Origin of the sequence: Bradyrhizobium sp. LTSPM299 (genome assembly GCF_000938235.1) — a bacterium.
In the GTDB taxonomy this organism is placed as follows: Bacteria; Pseudomonadota; Alphaproteobacteria; order Rhizobiales; family Xanthobacteraceae; genus Bradyrhizobium.
Map to the genome: position 1 here is coordinate 496,060 of NZ_JYMU01000006.1, position 16,683 is coordinate 512,742.

Below are 16,683 nucleotides of genomic sequence, written 5' to 3' on the forward strand. Positions count from 1 at the left end.
GCGAAGCGTGAACCCGGAATCTCGCGCAACAACCTCGTGATTCCGGGTTCGACGCTACGCGTCGCCCCGGAATGACGAAGGGCTACGTCTCGCTCGTCGCGTCCTTCAATGCCTTCTGCAAGCTTTCGCCCTGGAGCCGCGCGATATCGTCCTGGTACTTCAACAGCGCGCCAAGTGTATCGCCGACCACCTGCGGGGTCAGCGAGCGGGCGTCGAGCTCGGAGAGCGCGGTCGCCCAGTCGATGGTCTCGGCCACGCCCGGCGACTTGTAGAAATCCTGGTTGCGCAACGCCTGCACGAAGCGAACGACCTGCTGCGAGAGTTTTGCGGAAATATCAGGCACCCGCGCCTTGACGATCGCTAGCTCGCGCTCGGCGGAGGGGTAGTCCACCCAGTGATAGAGGCAGCGCCGCTTCAGCGCGTCGTGGATCTCGCGGGTGCGGTTGGAGGTGATGATCACGATCGGCGGCGCCGGCGCCTTCACGGTGCCAAGTTCGGGGATCGTCACCTGGAAGTCGCTGAGGATTTCCAGGAGATACGCTTCGAACGCCTCGTCGGCGCGGTCGAGCTCGTCGATCAAGAGCACCGGCGGCCCGGCGACGTCGGGCTCGAGCGCCTGCAACAACGGGCGCTTGATCAGGAAGCGTTCGGCGAAAATATCGCTGGCAAGCTGGTCGCGGTCAGTATCGCCGGAGGCTTCCGCCAGCCGGATCGCGATCATCTGTGCGGCGCTGCTCCACTCATAGACTGCGGACGCAACGTCGAGACCCTCATAGCATTGCAGCCGGATCAGCTTGCGCCCGAGCGCCGACGACAAGACTTTTGCGATCTCGGTCTTGCCGACGCCGGCCTCGCCCTCCAGAAATAGCGGACGGCCCATCCGCAGCGCCAGATACGTCACCGTCGCCAGCGACCGCTCGGCGAGATAGCCGCGCGAGGTCAACAGCTCCAGCATGGCATCGACGGAAGTGGGTAACGCCGATGCACTCATTGGATAGCCGATCTTGAAGCAGGAGTTCGCAAATTGACGCCGATCAGCCCTTAGATCAGCCTTTGGCGGTCGCGGCTTCCACGGCCCTGCGCGCCAACACGCCGATCAGATGCGCGCGGTACTCCGCGCTGCCATGCAGGTCGCTGTTCAGGCCGTCGGCCGGAACGGTCAGGCCGTCGAGCACCTTGTGCGAGAACCGCTTCTTCAGCGCCTCCTCGAACGAGGTCACCCGGAACACGCCGTCGGAGCCCGCGCCCGTCACCGCGACGCGGACATCGGACGGACGCTTGGCCACGAACACGCCGACCAACGCATAACGCGAGGCCTGGTTGCGGAATTTCACATACGCCGCCTTCTTCGGCAGCGGGAACATCACCTTGGTGATGATCTCGTCAGCCTCAAGCGCTGTCGTGAACAGGCCCTGGAAGTATTCCTCGGCCTTCAGGCGGCGCTTGTTGGTGACGATGGTGGCGTCCAGCGCCAGCACCGCTGCCGGATAGTCCGCGGTCGGATCATTGTTGGCGAGCGAGCCGCCGATGGTGCCGCGATGACGTACGGCGGGATCTCCGATCATGCCGGCAAGCTCGGCAAGCGCCGGGATCGCCTCGCCGACGATGGCGGAGTTGGCGACCTCGGCATGCTTGGCGGTGGCGCCGATCACCAGCGAGCGGCCCTTCATCTCGATGCCGTTGAGGCCTTCGATGTGGGAGAGGTCGACCAGATGCGGCGGGCTCGCAAGCCGCTGCTTCATCACCGGCACCAGCGTGTGGCCGCCCGCGATCAGCTTGGCGTCCTCGTTCTTCACCAGAAGATTGGCGGCCTGCCGCACGGTCTCCGGACGGTGATATTTGAATTCGTACATTTAAGTATCCTGGGAATGTCCTGATCGCTGGGAGCGCGATGAAATGATTAGGCGAGGTCCGACTTTAAGCGAGGTCTGACTTGGCCATCGCCTTGGCGCCGGCCGCGATCGAGGCGACGATATTCTGATAGCCGGTGCAGCGGCAGAGATTGCCTTCCAGCTCCTCGCGGATCACCTCGTCGGAGAGCTCGTGGCCCTTGCGATGGACCAAATCGACCGCGGTCATGATCATACCTGGCGTGCAGAAGCCGCACTGCAGGCCGTGATGCTCGCGGAACGCCTCCTGCATCGGATGCAGCGGCGCGCCATCCGCAGCCAGCCCCTCGATGGTCCTGACCTCATGACCGTCGGCCATCACCGCGAGCGTGGTGCAGGACTTCAATGCCTTGCCGTCGAGGTGCACGACACAGGCGCCGCATTGCGAGGTGTCGCAGCCGACATGCGTCCCCGTCAGCCGCAGGTTTTCGCGCAGAAACTGAACCAGAAGGGTACGGGGGTCGACGTTGGCGTTTACGGGGTTGCCGTTCACGATCATTGAAATCTTGGCCATCAGCACTCTCTTATCTGCACTGCCGCATATCGGCAGAACAGGCGGTTTAAAATCGTTCCAGACGGCATAATATGGGGCGGCCCGGCAATGAGCAACCTTTCGAGCCACTCATCCAGGACATGGCCGGATACGGCACGGGCCGTTGGCAGGGCTAACCCTGCACCGGCTCTAACCCTGCACCGCCTTGGCAAAATTGGCAAAGAATTCGTCGGCGAGTTTCTTGGCGCTGCCGTTGATCAGGCGCTGGCCGAGCTGGGCGAGCTTGCCGCCGATCTGCGCCTCCACGTTGTAGCTCAACAGCGTGCCGCCGTCCTTGTCTGACAGCCCGACGGTGGCGCCGCCCTTGGCGAAGCCGGCGACCCCGCCCTCGCCCTCGCCGGAGATCCTGTAGCCATTGGGCGGATCGAGATCGCTCAATGTGACCTTGCCCTTGAAGCGGGCCGAGACCGGCCCGACCTTCATCTTGGCGGTGGCGCGGAAGCCGTGGTCGTCGGTCTTCTCCAGTTCCTCGCAGCCAGGAATGCAGGCCTTCAGCACTTCGGGGTCGTTGAGCTTGTCCCAGACGGCCTGGCGCGCCGCCGCAAGCTGCACTTCGCCGTTCATTGTCATGGCCATGAGGGACCTCCAAACATCGCTAAACCTGTGTCCCCAAGTAAAGCAGCTGATGCGCAAAGGAAAGGCCACCTTCGGAGGATGAGCGATGCATATTCGCAACCGCAGCAAGACCAGCGCCCCGTTCACGAAATCGCGCAATCGGCCATGTGGGTGAAAATGGCGACAAACCGTCTGTTGGCATTGGCATCGCCGCGCCGGAATGGTTAGGTCGCCCGACATGAGCACAGCCCTCTCTCCCCTGCTTGCGCCGATGCTGTCGAGCGCCGCGATGCGCGCGGTGTGCGACGATGCCGCGACGCTGCAGAACATGCTGGATTTCGAGGCAGCACTAGCCCGCGCCGAGGCCGCCTGCGGCGTGATCCCTGCCTCTGCCGCGGGGCCGATCGGCGCCGCCTGCAGGGCCGAATCATTCGATCGCGCTGACCTGGCGGAGGCCGCCACCCGGTCCGGCAATCTGGCGATCCCCCTGGTCAAGGCGTTGACCGCCGATGTCGCGAAGGCCGACGCTGACGCCGCACGCTATGTGCATTGGGGCGCCACCAGCCAGGACGTGATCGATACCGCGACCATGCTGACATTGCGCGCGGGCATCGATGCGCTGCTTGCCGATGCCGATCGCGCCGTGGCGGGCTTTGCCAAACTCGCGCGTGCGCACCGCGACACCGCGGTGGTGGCGCGCACCTGGCTGCAACACGCGCTGCCGATGCCGTTCGGATTGAAGCTCGCCGAATATGCCGCCGCGCTGCATCGCTCGCGCAAGCGGCTGCAGCGCCTGCGCCGCGAGACGCTCGCACTGCAATTCGGCGGCGCCGCCGGAACGCTGGCTGCACTGGGCGACCACGGACTTGCGGTCGCCGCGCAACTCGCGAAGGAGCTGGACCTGCCGCTGCCCGATGCTCCCTGGCACACCCATCGCGACCGGATCGCTGAGGCGGCGTCGGTGTTTGCAATCCTTGCCGGCAGCTGCGGCAAGATCGCGCGCGACGTCTCGCTGATGATGCAGACCGATGTTGGCGAAGCCTTCGAGCCGGCAGACGTCGGCCGCGGCGGCTCGTCCACCATGCCGCACAAGCGCAATCCGGTGGCAGCGGCGAGCGCGCTTGGCGCCGCGACCATGGCGCCCAATCTCGCCGCGACGATCTTTGCCGCACAGATCCAGGACCACGAGCGCAGCGCCGGCCCCTGGCACGCGGAATGGCCGACGCTGCCGACCCTGATGCTGGTCACCTCGGGCGCGCTCACCGCCATCGTCGATCTCGCCGAGGGGCTGGAGGTCGATGTGGCGCGCATGCGCGTCAATCTCGACGCCACCGGCGGGCTGATCATGGCCGAGGCCGTGACGATGGCGCTGGCTGAGAAGATCGGCAAGAGCGGCGCGCATCATTTGATCGAGGCCGCCAGCAAGACCGCTGTCGCCGGGAAGAAGCATCTGCGCGACGTGCTGTCTGATGATCCAAAGGTCACCGCGCATCTCGACGCCAAGAGAATCGCAGAATTGTTCGAGCCGATGGCCTATCAGGGCGCTTCGCAAGCGCTGATCGACCGCCTGCTCGCCTCCCTCAACGAGACATAATCGACTGGAGTATTGCCCGATGCCAATGATCGACGCCGACGGGTGCCTGCTCAACGTCCAGGTGGAGGGCCGCGACGGCGGACCGACGCTGATGCTGTCGAATTCGCTCGGCTGCACACTGCAAATGTGGGAGCCGCAGATGCGCGCGCTCACGCAGGTCTTCCGCGTCATCCGCTACGACAGCCGCGGCCATGGCAAATCCGGCGTGCCGCCCGGTCCCTATTCGATGGAGCGGTTCGGCCTCGACGTGCTTGATATCCTCGACGACCTCAACATCGAGAAGACGCACTGGTGCGGCCTGTCGATGGGCGGCATGGTCGGGCAATGGCTCGGCGCCAACGCGCCTGAGCGGTTCGGCAAGCTGATCCTCGCCAACACCGCCTGCTACTATCCCGATCCGACCAACTGGCTGAACCGCATCAAGGCGGTGAAGGAAGGCGGCCTCGCCGCCGTCGCCGACACCGTGATCGCAGGCTGGCTCACGGCGGATTTCCGCGAGCACGAGCCGCAGATCGCAGCCAACATGAAGGCGATGCTGCTGGCCTCACCGGTCGAGGGCTATCTCGCCTGCTGCGAGGCGCTCTCCACACTCGACCAGCGCGCGCTGCTGCCCAGGATCAAGAGCCCGACATTGGTGATCGCGGGACGGCAGGACATGGCGACGCCGGTGTCGGCGGCGGAGATGATCCGCAGCGGCATTCCCGGCGCCAGCATGACACTGCTCGACGCCGCACACATTTCCAACATCGAGCAGTCGCACGCTTTCACCGACGCCGTGGTCGGCTTCCTGACGCAACGCTGATCATGATTGTCATTCCGGGGCGATGCAAAGCATCGAACCCGGAATCTCGAGATTCCGGGTTCGGTCCTGCGGACCGCCCCGGAATGACGTACCCTGGAGGAAACATCAATGGACGACAATCAGCGCCGCGACGACGGCATGGCGCAGCGCCGCGAGGTGCTGGGCGATGAATGGGTCGACAAGTCGATCAAGAACCGCAACGCGTTCAACACCGACTTCCAGGACCTGATCACGCGCTATGCATGGGGCGAGATCTGGACGCGGCCGCATTTCGATCACCGCACGCGGCGCGTGCTTGTGATCGGCACCATGGTCGCGCTCGGCCAGTGGGACGAATTCCGCCTCCATGTGCGCGCAGCGCTTACCGAGGGCGGCTTCACGCCCGACGACATCAAGGAAATCCTGCTGCAGCAGGCGATCTATTGCGGCGTGCCCGCGGCCAACCACGCCGTCAAGGAAGCCGGCGCGATCGTTGCCGAGCTAGGGCTGCTGAAGGGATAGCTGGCCGGCCGGCGCGTCTGTCTCGACGACCGGCGCTGTGGCGGCAGGCTTCTTGGCAGCAGACTTGGCCGGCTCTTCGAACAACATCACGATCGCGGTGCCGAGCAGCATCAAAAGCTCGGCCGCATGCATGCGCAGCGCCTGGATCTCGCCAACCTTCGAGGCCATCAGCATGCTGGCAAAGCTGATCACGCTGCCGAAGCACAGCGCCACGACGAGCGCTTCGTTGTAACCGCCGTTCTTCCGCGCCGACGGGCGGATCATCATGGCGAGGAAGACCGCGAAGAACGCCACCACCGTGATCCGCGCCAGCGCCAGCAGCCAGGCGAGCCGAACGGTCGCGATCTTGGAAAGCTGCAGATAGTCGCTGGCGTACAGCGCGACCGCCACGCTCGGCCGCTCATAAAGCCCGTGGATCGGCGACACCATGATGTTCAAGGCGATGATGGTCCAGACCGGAATGAAATAGGCCGCGAGCAGCGCGCCATTGAATGAACTAATCCGCCAATTGCTGGACATGACGCTTCCCACGCTGCCGCGGCCCTCCGAACGGGCGGCGGTTAACGGGGAGGTAACGCCGTTCAACTGCCAGGGGCAATTTAAACCCTTTGTTTACCTTAACGGCCTGGGGATTGGTTGGGGACAGTCGTTTACGGTGCCAAAACGGGGCAAAATGAAGGGTCCCGCCTTGCGGCGAGACCCTACCGTCACGGCTACGCTGATCTCGTATCCGAACTAGCGATCCTTCTCCGGCTTTTGGCCCTGGCGGCTCGGATCCTGCTGCTGCTGGCCGGGCTTTTGGCCACCGCCCTGCTGCTGCTGACCGGGCTTCTGATCCGGTTTCTGGTTCTGCTGGCCCGCGTTCTGGTTCTGATTGCTCATTCGGGTGTCTCCCTTGTTGAACACAGTGAGGAGATAACCGGGAGATCAGCACTTGGTTCGATGGGAACCTTGGGCGCTTCAGCGGTCCGGAACCGGCGCCGCCGCCGGTGGAAACGGCGCGATGGTGCGATGCGGTCGCAAGCAATCACAAAGATAATTCGCGCGGCATCGCACTGCCCGGAATCTTGCCCGGAACGCAGGCACCCTGCCCGCAACAACGTCATATCGGCCGCGTCATCATCCGGAACCGGCCAAACAACTCGTGTACAGCCACCTTCGTTGCAGTCGGTCGCTGTTGCCGCCTTCAGTTCCCGCTGTTAGAAATCCACCCGACAGTCGGTTAGGGCTACCGGGGGCCTCGCCGCGTTTCTTGTCTCTAACAGCGGCAGTGCATGGATTATTTCGCGCAGCAACTGATCAACGGCCTCGTGCTCGGTTCGATCTACGGCCTGATCGCCATCGGCTACACGATGGTCTACGGCATCGTCGGCATGATCAACTTCGCCCATGGCGACATCTTCATGATCGGCGGCTTCATCGCCCTGATCACGTTCCTGATCCTGGTGTCGCTCGGCCTCACCGCGATCCCGGTGATCCTGCTGATCGTGCTGCTGGTCTCGATGGCGATCACCGCGCTTTATGGCTGGACCATCGAGCGGATCGCCTACCGGCCCTTGCGGCATTCGTTCCGCCTCGCACCGATGCTGTCGGCGATCGGCATGTCATTCGTGCTGACCAACTTCTCGCAGGTGTCGCAGGGCGCGCGGGTCAAGCCGGTGCCGCCGATCATCACCGGCGGCTACACGCTGCACGAGGGAGCGTCGGGCTTTGCGGTGCAGCTCTCCAACATCCAGATCGTCGTCGTCATCACCACCATCGTGCTGCTTGCAATGTTCACCTGGATCGTGTCGCGCACCCGGCTCGGCCGCGACATGCGCGCCTGCGAGCAGGACCAGACCATGGCCTCGCTGCTCGGCGTCGACGTCGACCGCACCATCTCGATGACCTTCGTGATCGGGGCAGCGCTGGCCGCCGTCGCCGGCATGATGTACCTGCTCTATTACGGCCTGGTCGATTTCTTCATGGGCTTCGTCGCCGGCATCAAGGCCTTCACCGCGGCCGTGCTCGGCGGCATCGGCTCGCTGCCGGGCGCGATGCTCGGCGGGCTTTCGATCGGCCTGATCGAGACGATGTGGTCGGCCTATTTCTCCGTCGAGTACAAGGACGTCGCCGCGTTCTCGATCCTGATCGTGGTGCTGATCTTCATGCCGACCGGCCTGCTTGGCCGTCCCACAGTCGAAAAAGTCTGACGGGCAGCCCTCAGTGAGCGTCACCCCAGTAGCCACCTCGCACGCCTCGCAGCCCTCCGGCGCCGCCTTCATCTTCAAGAAAGCCCTGATCAGCGCGGTGGTCGCGCTGGTGCTGTTCTCGCTGATGATCGGCGTGCGCACCGAAGCCGGCAATCAGGGCGGCCTGATCTACTGGACGCGGTTCGGCGATCTCGCCGCCATGGTCGGCGTCGTGTTCGGCGGCAGCATCATCGTCGAATTGCTGCGGCAATGGTGGGGTCCGGTCGGCACCATCAGGGTCGTTCCGCCGCAGGTGCAGGCCACGATGGCGTTTGCGGGACGCTGGCTCGCGACAGCGTTGCTGGTCTTCACCTTCCTCGTTCCCGTGATCTTCTACGACCAGCGCTACATTCTCGACCTCGGGATCCTGGTGCTGACCTATGTGATGCTGGGCTGGGGCCTGAACGTCGTGGTCGGCCTCGCTGGTTTGCTCGATCTCGGCTACGTCGCCTTCTACGCGGTGGGCGCCTATTCCTACGGGCTGCTCGCCACCTATTTCGGATGGTCGTTCTGGGTCTGCCTGCCGCTCGCCGGCATCCTGGCGGCGTTCTGGGGCGTGCTGCTCGGCTTCCCCGTGCTGCGGCTGCGCGGCGACTATCTGGCGATCGTGACGCTCGCCTTCGGCGAGATCATCCGCCTCGTCATCATCAACTGGCAGAGCCTGACCGGCGGCCCCAACGGCGTCTCCGGGATTCCCCGCCCGACGCTGTTCGGCATCCCGCTCGACAACACCGACAACGGGCTTGCCGCCAAACTCGGCATCGAATTCTCGCCGACCCACCGCATCGTCTTCCTGTTCTATTTGATCCTGTTGATGGCGCTGCTCACCAACTGGGTGACGATCCGGCTGCGGCGGCTGCCGATTGGCCGCGCCTGGGAGGCGCTGCGCGAGGACGAGGTGGCCTGCCGCGCGCTCGGCATCAACACCACGACAACCAAGCTGACGGCGTTTGCGACCGGCGCGATGTTCGGCGGCCTCGCCGGCGCGTTCTTCGCCACCCGGCAGGGCTTCATCAGCCCGGAATCCTTCACCTTCCAGGAGTCGGCGCTGGTGCTCGCGATCGTCGTGCTCGGCGGCATGGGCTCGCAGCTCGGTGTCGCACTCGCCGCACTTGCCATGATCGGCGGCTTCGAGCTGTTCCGCGGTTTCGATCAATACCGCATGCTGGTATTCGGCATGGCGATGGTGTTCCTGATGATCTGGCGGCCCCGCGGGCTGATCGGCCATCGCGCGCCGACCGTGTTCTTGGAACGCAGTCAGGCGATCTCGTCCGACCTCGTCAAGGAGGGCCACGGATGAGCGACAACCAAATCCTCACCGTCGATCATCTGATGATGCGCTTCGGCGGCATCGTCGCTGTCAACGATCTCTCCTTTGCCGCCGAACGCGGCAAGATCACCGCGCTGATCGGACCGAACGGCGCCGGCAAGACCACGGTGTTCAACTGCATCACCGGCTTCTACCGCCCGAGCGGCGGCGCCATCCGGCTGACCCATGATGACGGCCGCACCATCCAGCTCGAACGCCTCAACGATTTCCGGATCGCCAAGCGAGCCAAGGTCGCTCGCACCTTTCAGAACATCCGGCTGTTTCCCGGCATGACCGCGCTGGAGAACCTGATGGTCGCGCAGCACAATGCGCTGATGCGCGCCTCCGGCCTGACTTTCCTCGGCCTGATCGGCGTGCCGTCTTGGCGGAGTGCCGAACGGGCCGCGATCGATCTGGCGCGGACCTGGCTGACACGTGTCAACCTGCTCGACCGCGCCGACGATGCCGCCGGCAATTTGCCCTATGGCGACCAGCGCCGCCTCGAGATCGCCCGCGCGATGTGCACCGAGCCGGCGCTGCTCTGTCTCGACGAGCCGGCGGCAGGCCTGAACGCGCGCGAGAGCGGCGCGCTGAACGAATTGCTGCTGTCGATCCGCGCCGACCAGGGCACCTCGATCCTGCTGATCGAGCACGACATGTCGGTCGTGATGGAGATTTCCGACCACGTCGTGGTCATGGATTACGGCGTCAAGATCGCCGAAGGCACGCCGCAGGCGGTGCGCGACGATCCCAAGGTGATCGCCGCCTATCTCGGCGCCGACGAGGAAGAGGCGATCGCCGTGATGGAGAGCGCCACGTGAGCGCGGCCCAGGCAGCAACACCCCTGCTCGCGGTGCGCGGCCTGCGCGCAGCCTATGGCAAGATCGAGGCGCTGAAGGGCGTCGACGTCGAGATTAATGCCGGCGAGATCGTGGCGCTGATCGGGGCCAACGGCGCCGGCAAGTCGACGCTGATGATGACGATCTTCGGCAAGCCGCGCGCCCGCGCCGGACGGATCGAATTCGATGGCCGCGACATCACCGGCGAGCCGACCCACGAGATCGCGCGGCTGCGCATCGCGCAATCGCCTGAAGGACGGCGGATCTTCCCGCGCATGAGCGTGGCCGAAAACCTGCAGATGGGCGCGGATGCGACCGAATCCAGCGAGGCCGAACGCGAGGCTGGGCTGGAGCGCGTGTTTGCGCTGTTCCCGCGCTTGAAGGAGCGCATCGCGCAGCGCGGCGGCACGCTGTCGGGCGGCGAGCAGCAGATGCTGGCGATCGGCCGCGCCCTGATGAGCCGGCCGCGCCTGCTGATGCTGGACGAGCCTTCGCTCGGCCTGGCGCCGCTGATCGCCAAGCAGATCTTCGAGGCCATCCGTACGCTGAACCGGCAGGACGGCCTCACCGTGCTGATCGTCGAGCAGAACGCCAACCACGCGTTGAAGCTCGCCCATCGCGGCTATGTCATGGTCAATGGCCTGATCACGCTGGCCGGAACGGGTGCCGAGCTGCTGCAGCGCCCAGAAATCCGTGCCGCCTATCTGGAGGGCGGCCGGCGCGGCTAACCGTGCGGCGCCCCCTCGCGGTGGGCGAAGCGTCGATTTGGCTGAAAATTGCCGGTGACTTCGCCGCAAAATCAGCCGAGAATGGCGCCGGTTATTGTACCCGGCCCGGTCCGGGTTCTTTCCCCAAGAGGCAACGACCACGAGGACTTGTCATGAAATCACTGAAGATCATCGGCCTGGCATTGGGCGCTTCGTTCGCATTATCGGCGAGCGCGTTCGCGCAGGACATCACCATCGCAGTGGCTGGCCCGATGACGGGCGGCGAATCCGCCTTCGGCCGGCAGATGCAGAACGGCGCCGAGCAGGCCGTCGCCGACATCAACGCGGCCGGCGGCGTTCTCGGCAAGAAGCTCGCGCTGCAATCCAACGACGACGCCTGCGATCCCAAGCAGGCGCGCTCGATCGCGGAAAAGATCGGCAGCGCGAAGATTCCGTTCGTCGCCGGTCACTTCTGCTCGTCATCCTCGATCCCGGCGTCGGAGGCTTACGCGGACAGCAACGTCCTGCAGATCACGCCGGCTTCGACCAACCCGCTGTTCACTGAGCGCAATCTCTGGAACGTGGCGCGCGTCTGTGGCCGTGACGACCAGCAGGGCATCATCGCCGCCAACTACATCGCGAAGAACTTCAAGGGCAAGAACATCGCGATCCTGAACGACAAGACCACCTATGGCAAAGGCCTCGCCGACGAGACCAAGAAATCGCTCAACAAGGCCGGTATCACCGAGAAGGTCAATGAGTCCTACAATAAGGGCGACAAGGACTTCAACGCGATCGTCTCGCGCCTGAAGAACGAGAAGATCGACCTTGTCTATGTCGGCGGCTACCATCAGGAATCCGGCCTGATCTTGCGCCAGATGCGCGATCAGGGCCTGCAGGCCGTGCTGATGGCGGGCGACGCCTTGAACGACAAGGAGTTCGCCTCGATCGCCGGCCCCGCCGCCGAAGGCACGCTGTTCACCTTCGGACCCGACCCGCGCAACAAGCCGACCGCGAAGGCGATCGTCGAGAAGTTCAAGGCCAAGAGCATCGATCCCGAAGGCTACACGCTCTACACCTACGCGGCGATCCAGGTCTGGACCCAGGCCGCCGCCAAGGCCGGCACCACCGACGCCAAGAAGGTGATGGCCACCATCAAGGCCGGCGACTGGGACACCGTGCTCGGCAAGATGGGCTTCGACGCCAAGGGCGACATCAAGGCGATCGACTATGTCGTCTACAAGTGGGACGCCAAGGGCAACTACATCCAGATCGACCAGAAAGGCTCCTGACGCATAAGGACTCCTGACCCGTCAGGATAGCTGTTGAGTCGAAACGCCCCGGTTCGCCGGGGCGTTTTTTCTTTGTCGTTTGCGTGCAAGATCGATCGCATATGATCTGGGCAGCTCCCGATTGAAGTTTAGTCTTGCCTGGTTTCCGAGCGCACAATATCGTTTGACAGTCCAACGCGACGATGCGGGAGAGCTCGAAGCGAAAACAAGCACTACGTTTTCGTGTTCGGCGCCGACGGAGCAACCGCCCCGGAAACTCTCAGGCACAAGGACCGTGTCGTCAGGACGATCTGGAGAGAGACGCCATACTCACAGTGTGGCGTCCACCGAAGGGGATATCCGTCATAGGGCCATGCATTGAGCAATGGCTCTAGCGGATCAAGCTCTCAGGTACCGAGACAGATGGGGCGCCTCCACCGGTTTACGCCGGTGTCGGGGCGACTCTAGCGTCCGGGAGCCTGTTTAAGACATGCCCATCATTGCACTTGTCGGCGCCGGCCTCACCGGCGCAACGACCATCCGTGCGACGCGGGCGCGCGATTTATCCAACGCCACCTGAAGTCCGCTCAGCGTTCACCCGAGGAAAATGATGTCAGCCACTCCGCGCGCCAAAAACTCCCCGATGTCCTTGAAGATCGCATTCCGCGGGCTGCTTGTCGCCACCGCGCTGGCGTGGCCGACCTTGTCGTCAGCCAAAACGATCAGGGCGGTGATGCACTCGGACCTGCGGGCGCTCGATCCGATCGTTTCGTCGGCCTACATCACGCGCGACCACGGCTATATGGTCTACGACACGCTGGTGGCGATGGACTCCAGCTTCACGATCCGGCCTCAAATGGCGGACTGGAAGGTGTCCGACGACAAATTGACTTACACGTTCACGCTGCGCGACGGGCTGAAGTGGCACGACGGCACGCCAGTCACTGCGGACGACTGTGTTGCTTCATTGAAGCGCTGGGCTGCCGTCGACGGCATGGGCCAGAAGCTGATGGACTTCACCGCCAGCCTGGAAGCCACCGATGCCAGGACCATCACGCTGAAGCTCAGGGAGCCCTATGGCCTGGTGCTTGACGCACTCGGCAAGCCGTCCACGCTGGTGCCTTTCATGATGCCGAAACGGCTTGCCGAAACACCATCGGACCGGGCGATCGCCGAGCAGATCGGCTCGGGTCCGTTCAAGTTCATCCAGTCGGAATTCCAGCCCGGCGTGAAGGCCGTCTACGAGAAGAACAAGGACTATGTGCCGCGCGCCGAGCCGCCAAGCTGGACCTCGGGCGGCAAGGTGGTGAAGGTCGATCGCGTCGAATGGATTACGATGCCCGACGTTCAGACCGCAACCAGCGCGCTGCAGTCCGGGGACATCGATTTCCTGGAACGGCCGTCATTCGACATGCTGCCGATCCTGCAAGCCGACAAGGATTTGACGTCGCGCCCTCTCAGCGGTCTCGGCTTCCAGACCATCGGACGGATGAATTTCCTTTATCCGCCATTCGACAACGTCAAGGTGCGCCGGGCCGCCATGATGGCGTTGAATCAGAAAGACATCCTCGACACCATGATCGGGGATCCGAAGCTCTACAGGATTTGCGGCGCGATCTTCGGCTGCGACACCCCACTGGCCTCCGACCTCGGAACGGACTCTCTCGTCACGGGCAACGGCATGGCGGTGGCCAAGAAGCTGCTGGCCGAATCCGGTTATGACGGCACGCCCGTCGTGATGCTGGCACCGACCGATGTGGTGACGCTCAAGACGCAGCCGATCGTCGCGGCGCAGTTGCTGCGCCAGGCCGGCTTCCAGGTGACCGTCCAGTCGATGGACTGGCAGACGGAAAACGTTGTGCTCGCAAGCCAGAAGCCGCCGAAGGACGGCGGCTGGAACATGTTCTTCACCAACTGGGGCATCGCCGACATCATGAACCCCGTCGTGAGCGCGCCCTTGAACAACAGGGGTCGCAAGGGCGGCTGGGTCGGCTGGCCCGACGACGCGCAGCTGGAGACGCTTCGCGATGGCTTCGCGCGCGCCGGCTCGCCGGACGCGCAGAAGAAGATCGCGGCCGAGATTCAGGCCCGCGCGCTCGATCAGGTGACTTACATTCCTCTCGGACAGTATTTTGCGCCGAGTGTGTGGCACAAGGAGCTGACGGGCATGCTCGATGGTCCGGCCACGCCGCTGTTCTGGAACATCGACAAGTCAGAGTAATCCCAACCCAGATGATCCCTGCGGAAGACGTCACGGATGTCGGAAGGCAATCCGACGTCTTGTGTTCGGGCTTTCCGGCGTAACGAGGTTTGATACCATGTATGATGTGATCGTTGTCGGTGGCGGCTCTGCCGGTGCTGCCATTGCCGCCCGGTTGTCCGAGGATCGAAACCGGCGGGTGCTGCTCTTGGAAGCAGGCCTCGACTGGCGTGCCGATGAAGCGCCCTGGGAAATCAGGACGCCCAATCCGATTCCGATCATCCACAAGCGGGAATTCCAGGAGAAATGGCAGTGGCCCGACCTCCTGACCCGCCGCATCGCAGGGCAGGAGCCGCGCTTCTACTGGCGCGGCAAGGGGCTCGGCGGCAGCTCGATGATGAACGGCCAGATCGCCATTCGCGGCGTCGCGGATGCCTTCGACGAATGGGCCGCGCTCGGCTGCACCGGCTGGTCTGCGCGCGAGATCATGCCGCTTTTCTCTGACATCGAGGACGATCAGGAATTTGGCGACACCAAGGGACATGGACGCGGCGGCCCGCTGCCGGTCTATCGCGCGCCGCCCGAGAATTGGGGGCCGATCGATCGCGGCCTGCGCGATGCAGCGCTCGCCAGCGGCTATCCGTGGTGCGCCGATGTGAACGGCCCCGATGGCGAAGGCGTTGCCTGCTATCCGATCAACAGCCGCGACAGTCGTCGCATCACTACTAACGAAGGCTATCTCGAGCCGGCGCGTGGCCGCGCCAATCTGGAGATCCGTGGCAAGGCGCTGGTCGACCGGGTCGTGATCCGCGACGGCAAGGCCACCGGTGTCCGTGTGCACATCGACGGCCAGGGCACCAGCGAGATCGCCGCGCGCGAGATCGTGCTGTGCGGCGGCGCCATCCACAGCCCGGCGATCCTGCTGCGATCGGGCATTGGCCCCGCGGACGAGCTGCAAGCCATGGGGATCGCGGTCGAGCGTGACCTGCCGGTCGGTCGCCATTTCTTCGATCATCCGCTGTTTCGCATGACGATCCAGCTGCACGAGGATCTGCGGCCCACCGATCCCGATACACGTCACACCAATTGCTGCGTGACCTATTCATCTGGTTTGGCCGACGGCGGCAAGCGCGACATGATCATGATTGGCTTCAACCATCGCGGCATCGGAAATTCCGGAGCGATCGGCGCTGGCCTGTTCAACGCCTATTCGCGCGGCCAGCTGAGATTGGCTTCGCCCGATCCGACGATCGATCCCATCGTCGAGGAAAACATGCTGGCCGATCCGCGCGACATGCTGCGCATGACCGATGCGGTGAAGCGGTTCGCCGTGCTGGCCACGCAGCCGGCGCTGGCCGGCATATCGGACTGGATCCGCCTTGGAGATACCGAGCTGACCTTGCCGGCCGCCGCGGCCTTGCCGAACGCCGAGCTCGAAGCGGTGTTGCGACGGGAGACCGGCGATATCCAGCATGCCGCCGGCAGCTGCCGCATGACCGGCGTCAACGATCCCGCAGGCGTGGTCAATCCCGACGGCACCGTGAAGGGCATCCGCGGCCTGCGGGTCGCCGACGCGTCGATCATGCCGTCCGATTGCCGGGCCAATACTCACTTGACAACGGTTGTGATCGGCGAAGCGATTGCCCGGATGATGAGGTCTTAGACGACGCTATCAGCGCGCCTCTGGTTTAGCCCGCCGCGAGTGCGGCGACGCCCCGCGCGACCGACGCGCGCGCGGTTTCGATCGCGCACGCCAACTGGTTCGGCCGGAACGGCTTCTGCAGGCAGACGACGTCAGCAAGTTCCAGCGACCCCGGCAGGAAATCTCGCGCCGTCATTCCGGAGATGGCGACGACAGGAAGATCGGGGACCCGTGCGCGCAACGCCATGATGACGTCGATCCCGTTCTTGCCATCCAGGAAGATGTCGACAATCGCAAGGTCGAACGACGCGGCTGCGAATGCCGCCAATGCCTCCGGGGCGTTTGAGGCCTCGACGACCTCGAAGCGCTGGACACGCAGCAGGATTGCGATCATCGCCCGGACATCGGCCTGGTCATCGATCACGAGAATACGGAACATGACGGCTTTCCTCCAGCTTGGCTCCGAGCGAACAGAACCGCGCTTTAACCCTTTGTTTTGACGCGTTGCCGCCTGCTCGAAAACGCAATGGAGCTTTGGCGGTCAGGCTAGGTCCGAAAATCGGGAATCAAACGCTATTGCCTTGAATTAT

17 protein-coding genes and 2 riboswitches are annotated in these 16,683 nt (G+C 64.1%); of the genes, 10 read left to right on the forward strand and 7 right to left on the reverse strand.

The annotated features are described in order from the left end of the window. Positions 1–82 precede the first annotated feature (82 nt). The 4 genes from UP10_RS03505 to UP10_RS03520 all read right to left on the reverse strand — a co-directional run bounded on the left by UP10_RS03505 (position 83) and on the right by UP10_RS03520 (position 3,018). Positions 83–991 (reverse strand): AAA family ATPase, encoded by a 909-nt coding sequence (locus UP10_RS03505; RefSeq protein ID WP_044585959.1) that lies wholly within the window; start codon positions 989–991, stop codon positions 83–85. Positions 992–1,046: 55 nt separating this feature from the next. Further along, the gene (locus tag UP10_RS03510; RefSeq protein WP_044541459.1) at positions 1,047–1,853 is read right to left on the reverse strand and encodes an FAD binding domain-containing protein; all 807 of its coding nucleotides are present in this window, start codon (positions 1,851–1,853) and stop codon (positions 1,047–1,049) included. A gap of 64 nt (positions 1,854–1,917) precedes the next feature. Continuing rightward, a complete protein-coding gene (locus UP10_RS03515) occupies positions 1,918–2,403 on the reverse strand; it encodes a (2Fe-2S)-binding protein (protein ID WP_044585960.1) in 486 nt (161 codons plus the stop codon). 168 nt (positions 2,404–2,571) lie between these two features. Then, positions 2,572–3,018: an SRPBCC family protein gene (locus UP10_RS03520; protein ID WP_044541461.1), complete on the reverse strand. Its 447-nt coding sequence runs from the start codon at positions 3,016–3,018 to the stop codon at positions 2,572–2,574. A 217-nt stretch (positions 3,019–3,235) separates the two neighbouring features. On the opposite strand from UP10_RS03520, the gene UP10_RS03525 reads away from it, so the two are divergent. From UP10_RS03525 to UP10_RS03535, 3 genes are all read left to right on the forward strand, one after another. Next, a complete protein-coding gene (locus tag UP10_RS03525) occupies positions 3,236–4,591 on the forward strand; it encodes a 3-carboxy-cis,cis-muconate cycloisomerase (RefSeq protein WP_044585961.1) in 1,356 nt (451 codons plus the stop codon). 19 nt (positions 4,592–4,610) lie between these two features. Further along, positions 4,611–5,393: a 3-oxoadipate enol-lactonase gene (gene pcaD / locus UP10_RS03530; RefSeq protein ID WP_044585962.1), complete on the forward strand. Its 783-nt coding sequence runs from the start codon at positions 4,611–4,613 to the stop codon at positions 5,391–5,393. Positions 5,394–5,501: 108 nt separating this feature from the next. Beyond that, positions 5,502–5,894, forward strand: coding sequence for a carboxymuconolactone decarboxylase family protein (locus UP10_RS03535; protein ID WP_044585963.1), 393 nt, complete (start codon positions 5,502–5,504; stop codon positions 5,892–5,894). Here the strand turns inward: UP10_RS03535 and UP10_RS03540 are convergent. Continuing rightward, the gene (locus tag UP10_RS03540) at positions 5,874–6,413 is read right to left on the reverse strand and encodes a hypothetical protein (RefSeq protein WP_044585964.1); all 540 of its coding nucleotides are present in this window, start codon (positions 6,411–6,413) and stop codon (positions 5,874–5,876) included. The two genes, UP10_RS03535 and UP10_RS03540, sit on opposite strands and share 21 nt — an antisense overlap. A 216-nt stretch (positions 6,414–6,629) precedes the next feature. Then, positions 6,630–6,776, reverse strand: coding sequence for a hypothetical protein (locus UP10_RS45130; protein WP_197086731.1), 147 nt, complete (start codon positions 6,774–6,776; stop codon positions 6,630–6,632). 392 nt (positions 6,777–7,168) lie between these two features. On the opposite strand from UP10_RS45130, the gene UP10_RS03550 reads away from it, so the two are divergent. From UP10_RS03550 to UP10_RS03580, 7 genes are all read left to right on the forward strand, one after another. After that, positions 7,169–8,086 carry an ABC transporter permease subunit gene (locus UP10_RS03550; RefSeq protein ID WP_044585966.1) on the forward strand — a complete coding sequence of 306 codons (918 nt, stop codon included), beginning with the start codon at positions 7,169–7,171 and terminating at the stop codon, positions 8,084–8,086. Positions 8,087–8,156: 70 nt separating this feature from the next. Continuing rightward, entirely contained in the window at positions 8,157–9,425 is a 1,269-nt protein-coding gene (gene livM / locus UP10_RS03555; protein WP_502692159.1) for a high-affinity branched-chain amino acid ABC transporter permease LivM, read from the forward strand. Beyond that, positions 9,422–10,255, forward strand: a complete 834-nt coding sequence (locus tag UP10_RS03560; RefSeq protein ID WP_044585968.1) for an ABC transporter ATP-binding protein — start codon at positions 9,422–9,424, stop codon at positions 10,253–10,255. The genes livM and UP10_RS03560 overlap by 4 nt, the downstream gene beginning before the upstream one ends. Next, complete coding sequence (locus tag UP10_RS03565; RefSeq protein WP_044585969.1) at positions 10,252–11,001, forward strand: ABC transporter ATP-binding protein; 750 nt, start codon at positions 10,252–10,254, stop codon at positions 10,999–11,001. Before UP10_RS03560 ends, UP10_RS03565 begins: the two co-directional genes overlap by 4 nt. Positions 11,002–11,153: 152 nt before the next feature. Next, complete coding sequence (locus UP10_RS03570) at positions 11,154–12,272, forward strand: branched-chain amino acid ABC transporter substrate-binding protein (RefSeq protein ID WP_044585970.1); 1,119 nt, start codon at positions 11,154–11,156, stop codon at positions 12,270–12,272. A 175-nt stretch (positions 12,273–12,447) separates the two neighbouring features. Beyond that, positions 12,448–12,557: riboswitch (glycine riboswitch) on the forward strand. A 3-nt stretch (positions 12,558–12,560) separates the two neighbouring features. Beyond that, positions 12,561–12,676, forward strand: a riboswitch (glycine riboswitch). Positions 12,677–12,894: 218 nt separating this feature from the next. Next, positions 12,895–14,472 carry an ABC transporter substrate-binding protein gene (locus tag UP10_RS03575; protein WP_245321647.1) on the forward strand — a complete coding sequence of 526 codons (1,578 nt, stop codon included), beginning with the start codon at positions 12,895–12,897 and terminating at the stop codon, positions 14,470–14,472. A 97-nt stretch (positions 14,473–14,569) separates the two neighbouring features. After that, positions 14,570–16,114, forward strand: a complete 1,545-nt coding sequence (locus tag UP10_RS03580) for a GMC family oxidoreductase (RefSeq protein WP_044585971.1) — start codon at positions 14,570–14,572, stop codon at positions 16,112–16,114. 25 nt (positions 16,115–16,139) lie between these two features. Here the strand turns inward: UP10_RS03580 and UP10_RS03585 are convergent, their stop codons facing one another. Then, positions 16,140–16,532, reverse strand: coding sequence for a response regulator (locus tag UP10_RS03585; protein ID WP_044585972.1), 393 nt, complete (start codon positions 16,530–16,532; stop codon positions 16,140–16,142). Positions 16,533–16,683: the final 151 nt, after the last annotated feature.

What these genes read in the sequence shown, in the direction of transcription:
- UP10_RS03505 (WP_044585959.1), bottom strand. Translation starts at nt 991, where the DNA reads ATGAGTGCATCGGCGTTACCCACTTCCGTCGATGCCATGCTGGAGCTG.
- UP10_RS03510 (WP_044541459.1), bottom strand. Translation starts at nt 1,853, where the DNA reads ATGTACGAATTCAAATATCACCGTCCGGAGACCGTGCGGCAGGCCGCC.
- UP10_RS03515 (WP_044585960.1), bottom strand. Translation starts at nt 2,403, where the DNA reads ATGGCCAAGATTTCAATGATCGTGAACGGCAACCCCGTAAACGCCAAC.
- UP10_RS03520 (WP_044541461.1), bottom strand. Translation starts at nt 3,018, where the DNA reads ATGGCCATGACAATGAACGGCGAAGTGCAGCTTGCGGCGGCGCGCCAG.
- UP10_RS03525 (WP_044585961.1), top strand. Translation starts at nt 3,236, where the DNA reads ATGAGCACAGCCCTCTCTCCCCTGCTTGCGCCGATGCTGTCGAGCGCC.
- pcaD (WP_044585962.1), top strand. Translation starts at nt 4,611, where the DNA reads ATGCCAATGATCGACGCCGACGGGTGCCTGCTCAACGTCCAGGTGGAG.
- UP10_RS03535 (WP_044585963.1), top strand. Translation starts at nt 5,502, where the DNA reads ATGGACGACAATCAGCGCCGCGACGACGGCATGGCGCAGCGCCGCGAG.
- UP10_RS03540 (WP_044585964.1), bottom strand. Translation starts at nt 6,413, where the DNA reads ATGTCCAGCAATTGGCGGATTAGTTCATTCAATGGCGCGCTGCTCGCG.
- UP10_RS45130 (WP_197086731.1), bottom strand. Translation starts at nt 6,776, where the DNA reads ATGAGCAATCAGAACCAGAACGCGGGCCAGCAGAACCAGAAACCGGAT.
- UP10_RS03550 (WP_044585966.1), top strand. Translation starts at nt 7,169, where the DNA reads ATGGATTATTTCGCGCAGCAACTGATCAACGGCCTCGTGCTCGGTTCG.
- UP10_RS03560 (WP_044585968.1), top strand. Translation starts at nt 9,422, where the DNA reads ATGAGCGACAACCAAATCCTCACCGTCGATCATCTGATGATGCGCTTC.
- UP10_RS03570 (WP_044585970.1), top strand. Translation starts at nt 11,154, where the DNA reads ATGAAATCACTGAAGATCATCGGCCTGGCATTGGGCGCTTCGTTCGCA.
- UP10_RS03575 (WP_245321647.1), top strand. Translation starts at nt 12,895, where the DNA reads ATGTCCTTGAAGATCGCATTCCGCGGGCTGCTTGTCGCCACCGCGCTG.
- UP10_RS03580 (WP_044585971.1), top strand. Translation starts at nt 14,570, where the DNA reads ATGTATGATGTGATCGTTGTCGGTGGCGGCTCTGCCGGTGCTGCCATT.
- UP10_RS03585 (WP_044585972.1), bottom strand. Translation starts at nt 16,532, where the DNA reads ATGTTCCGTATTCTCGTGATCGATGACCAGGCCGATGTCCGGGCGATG.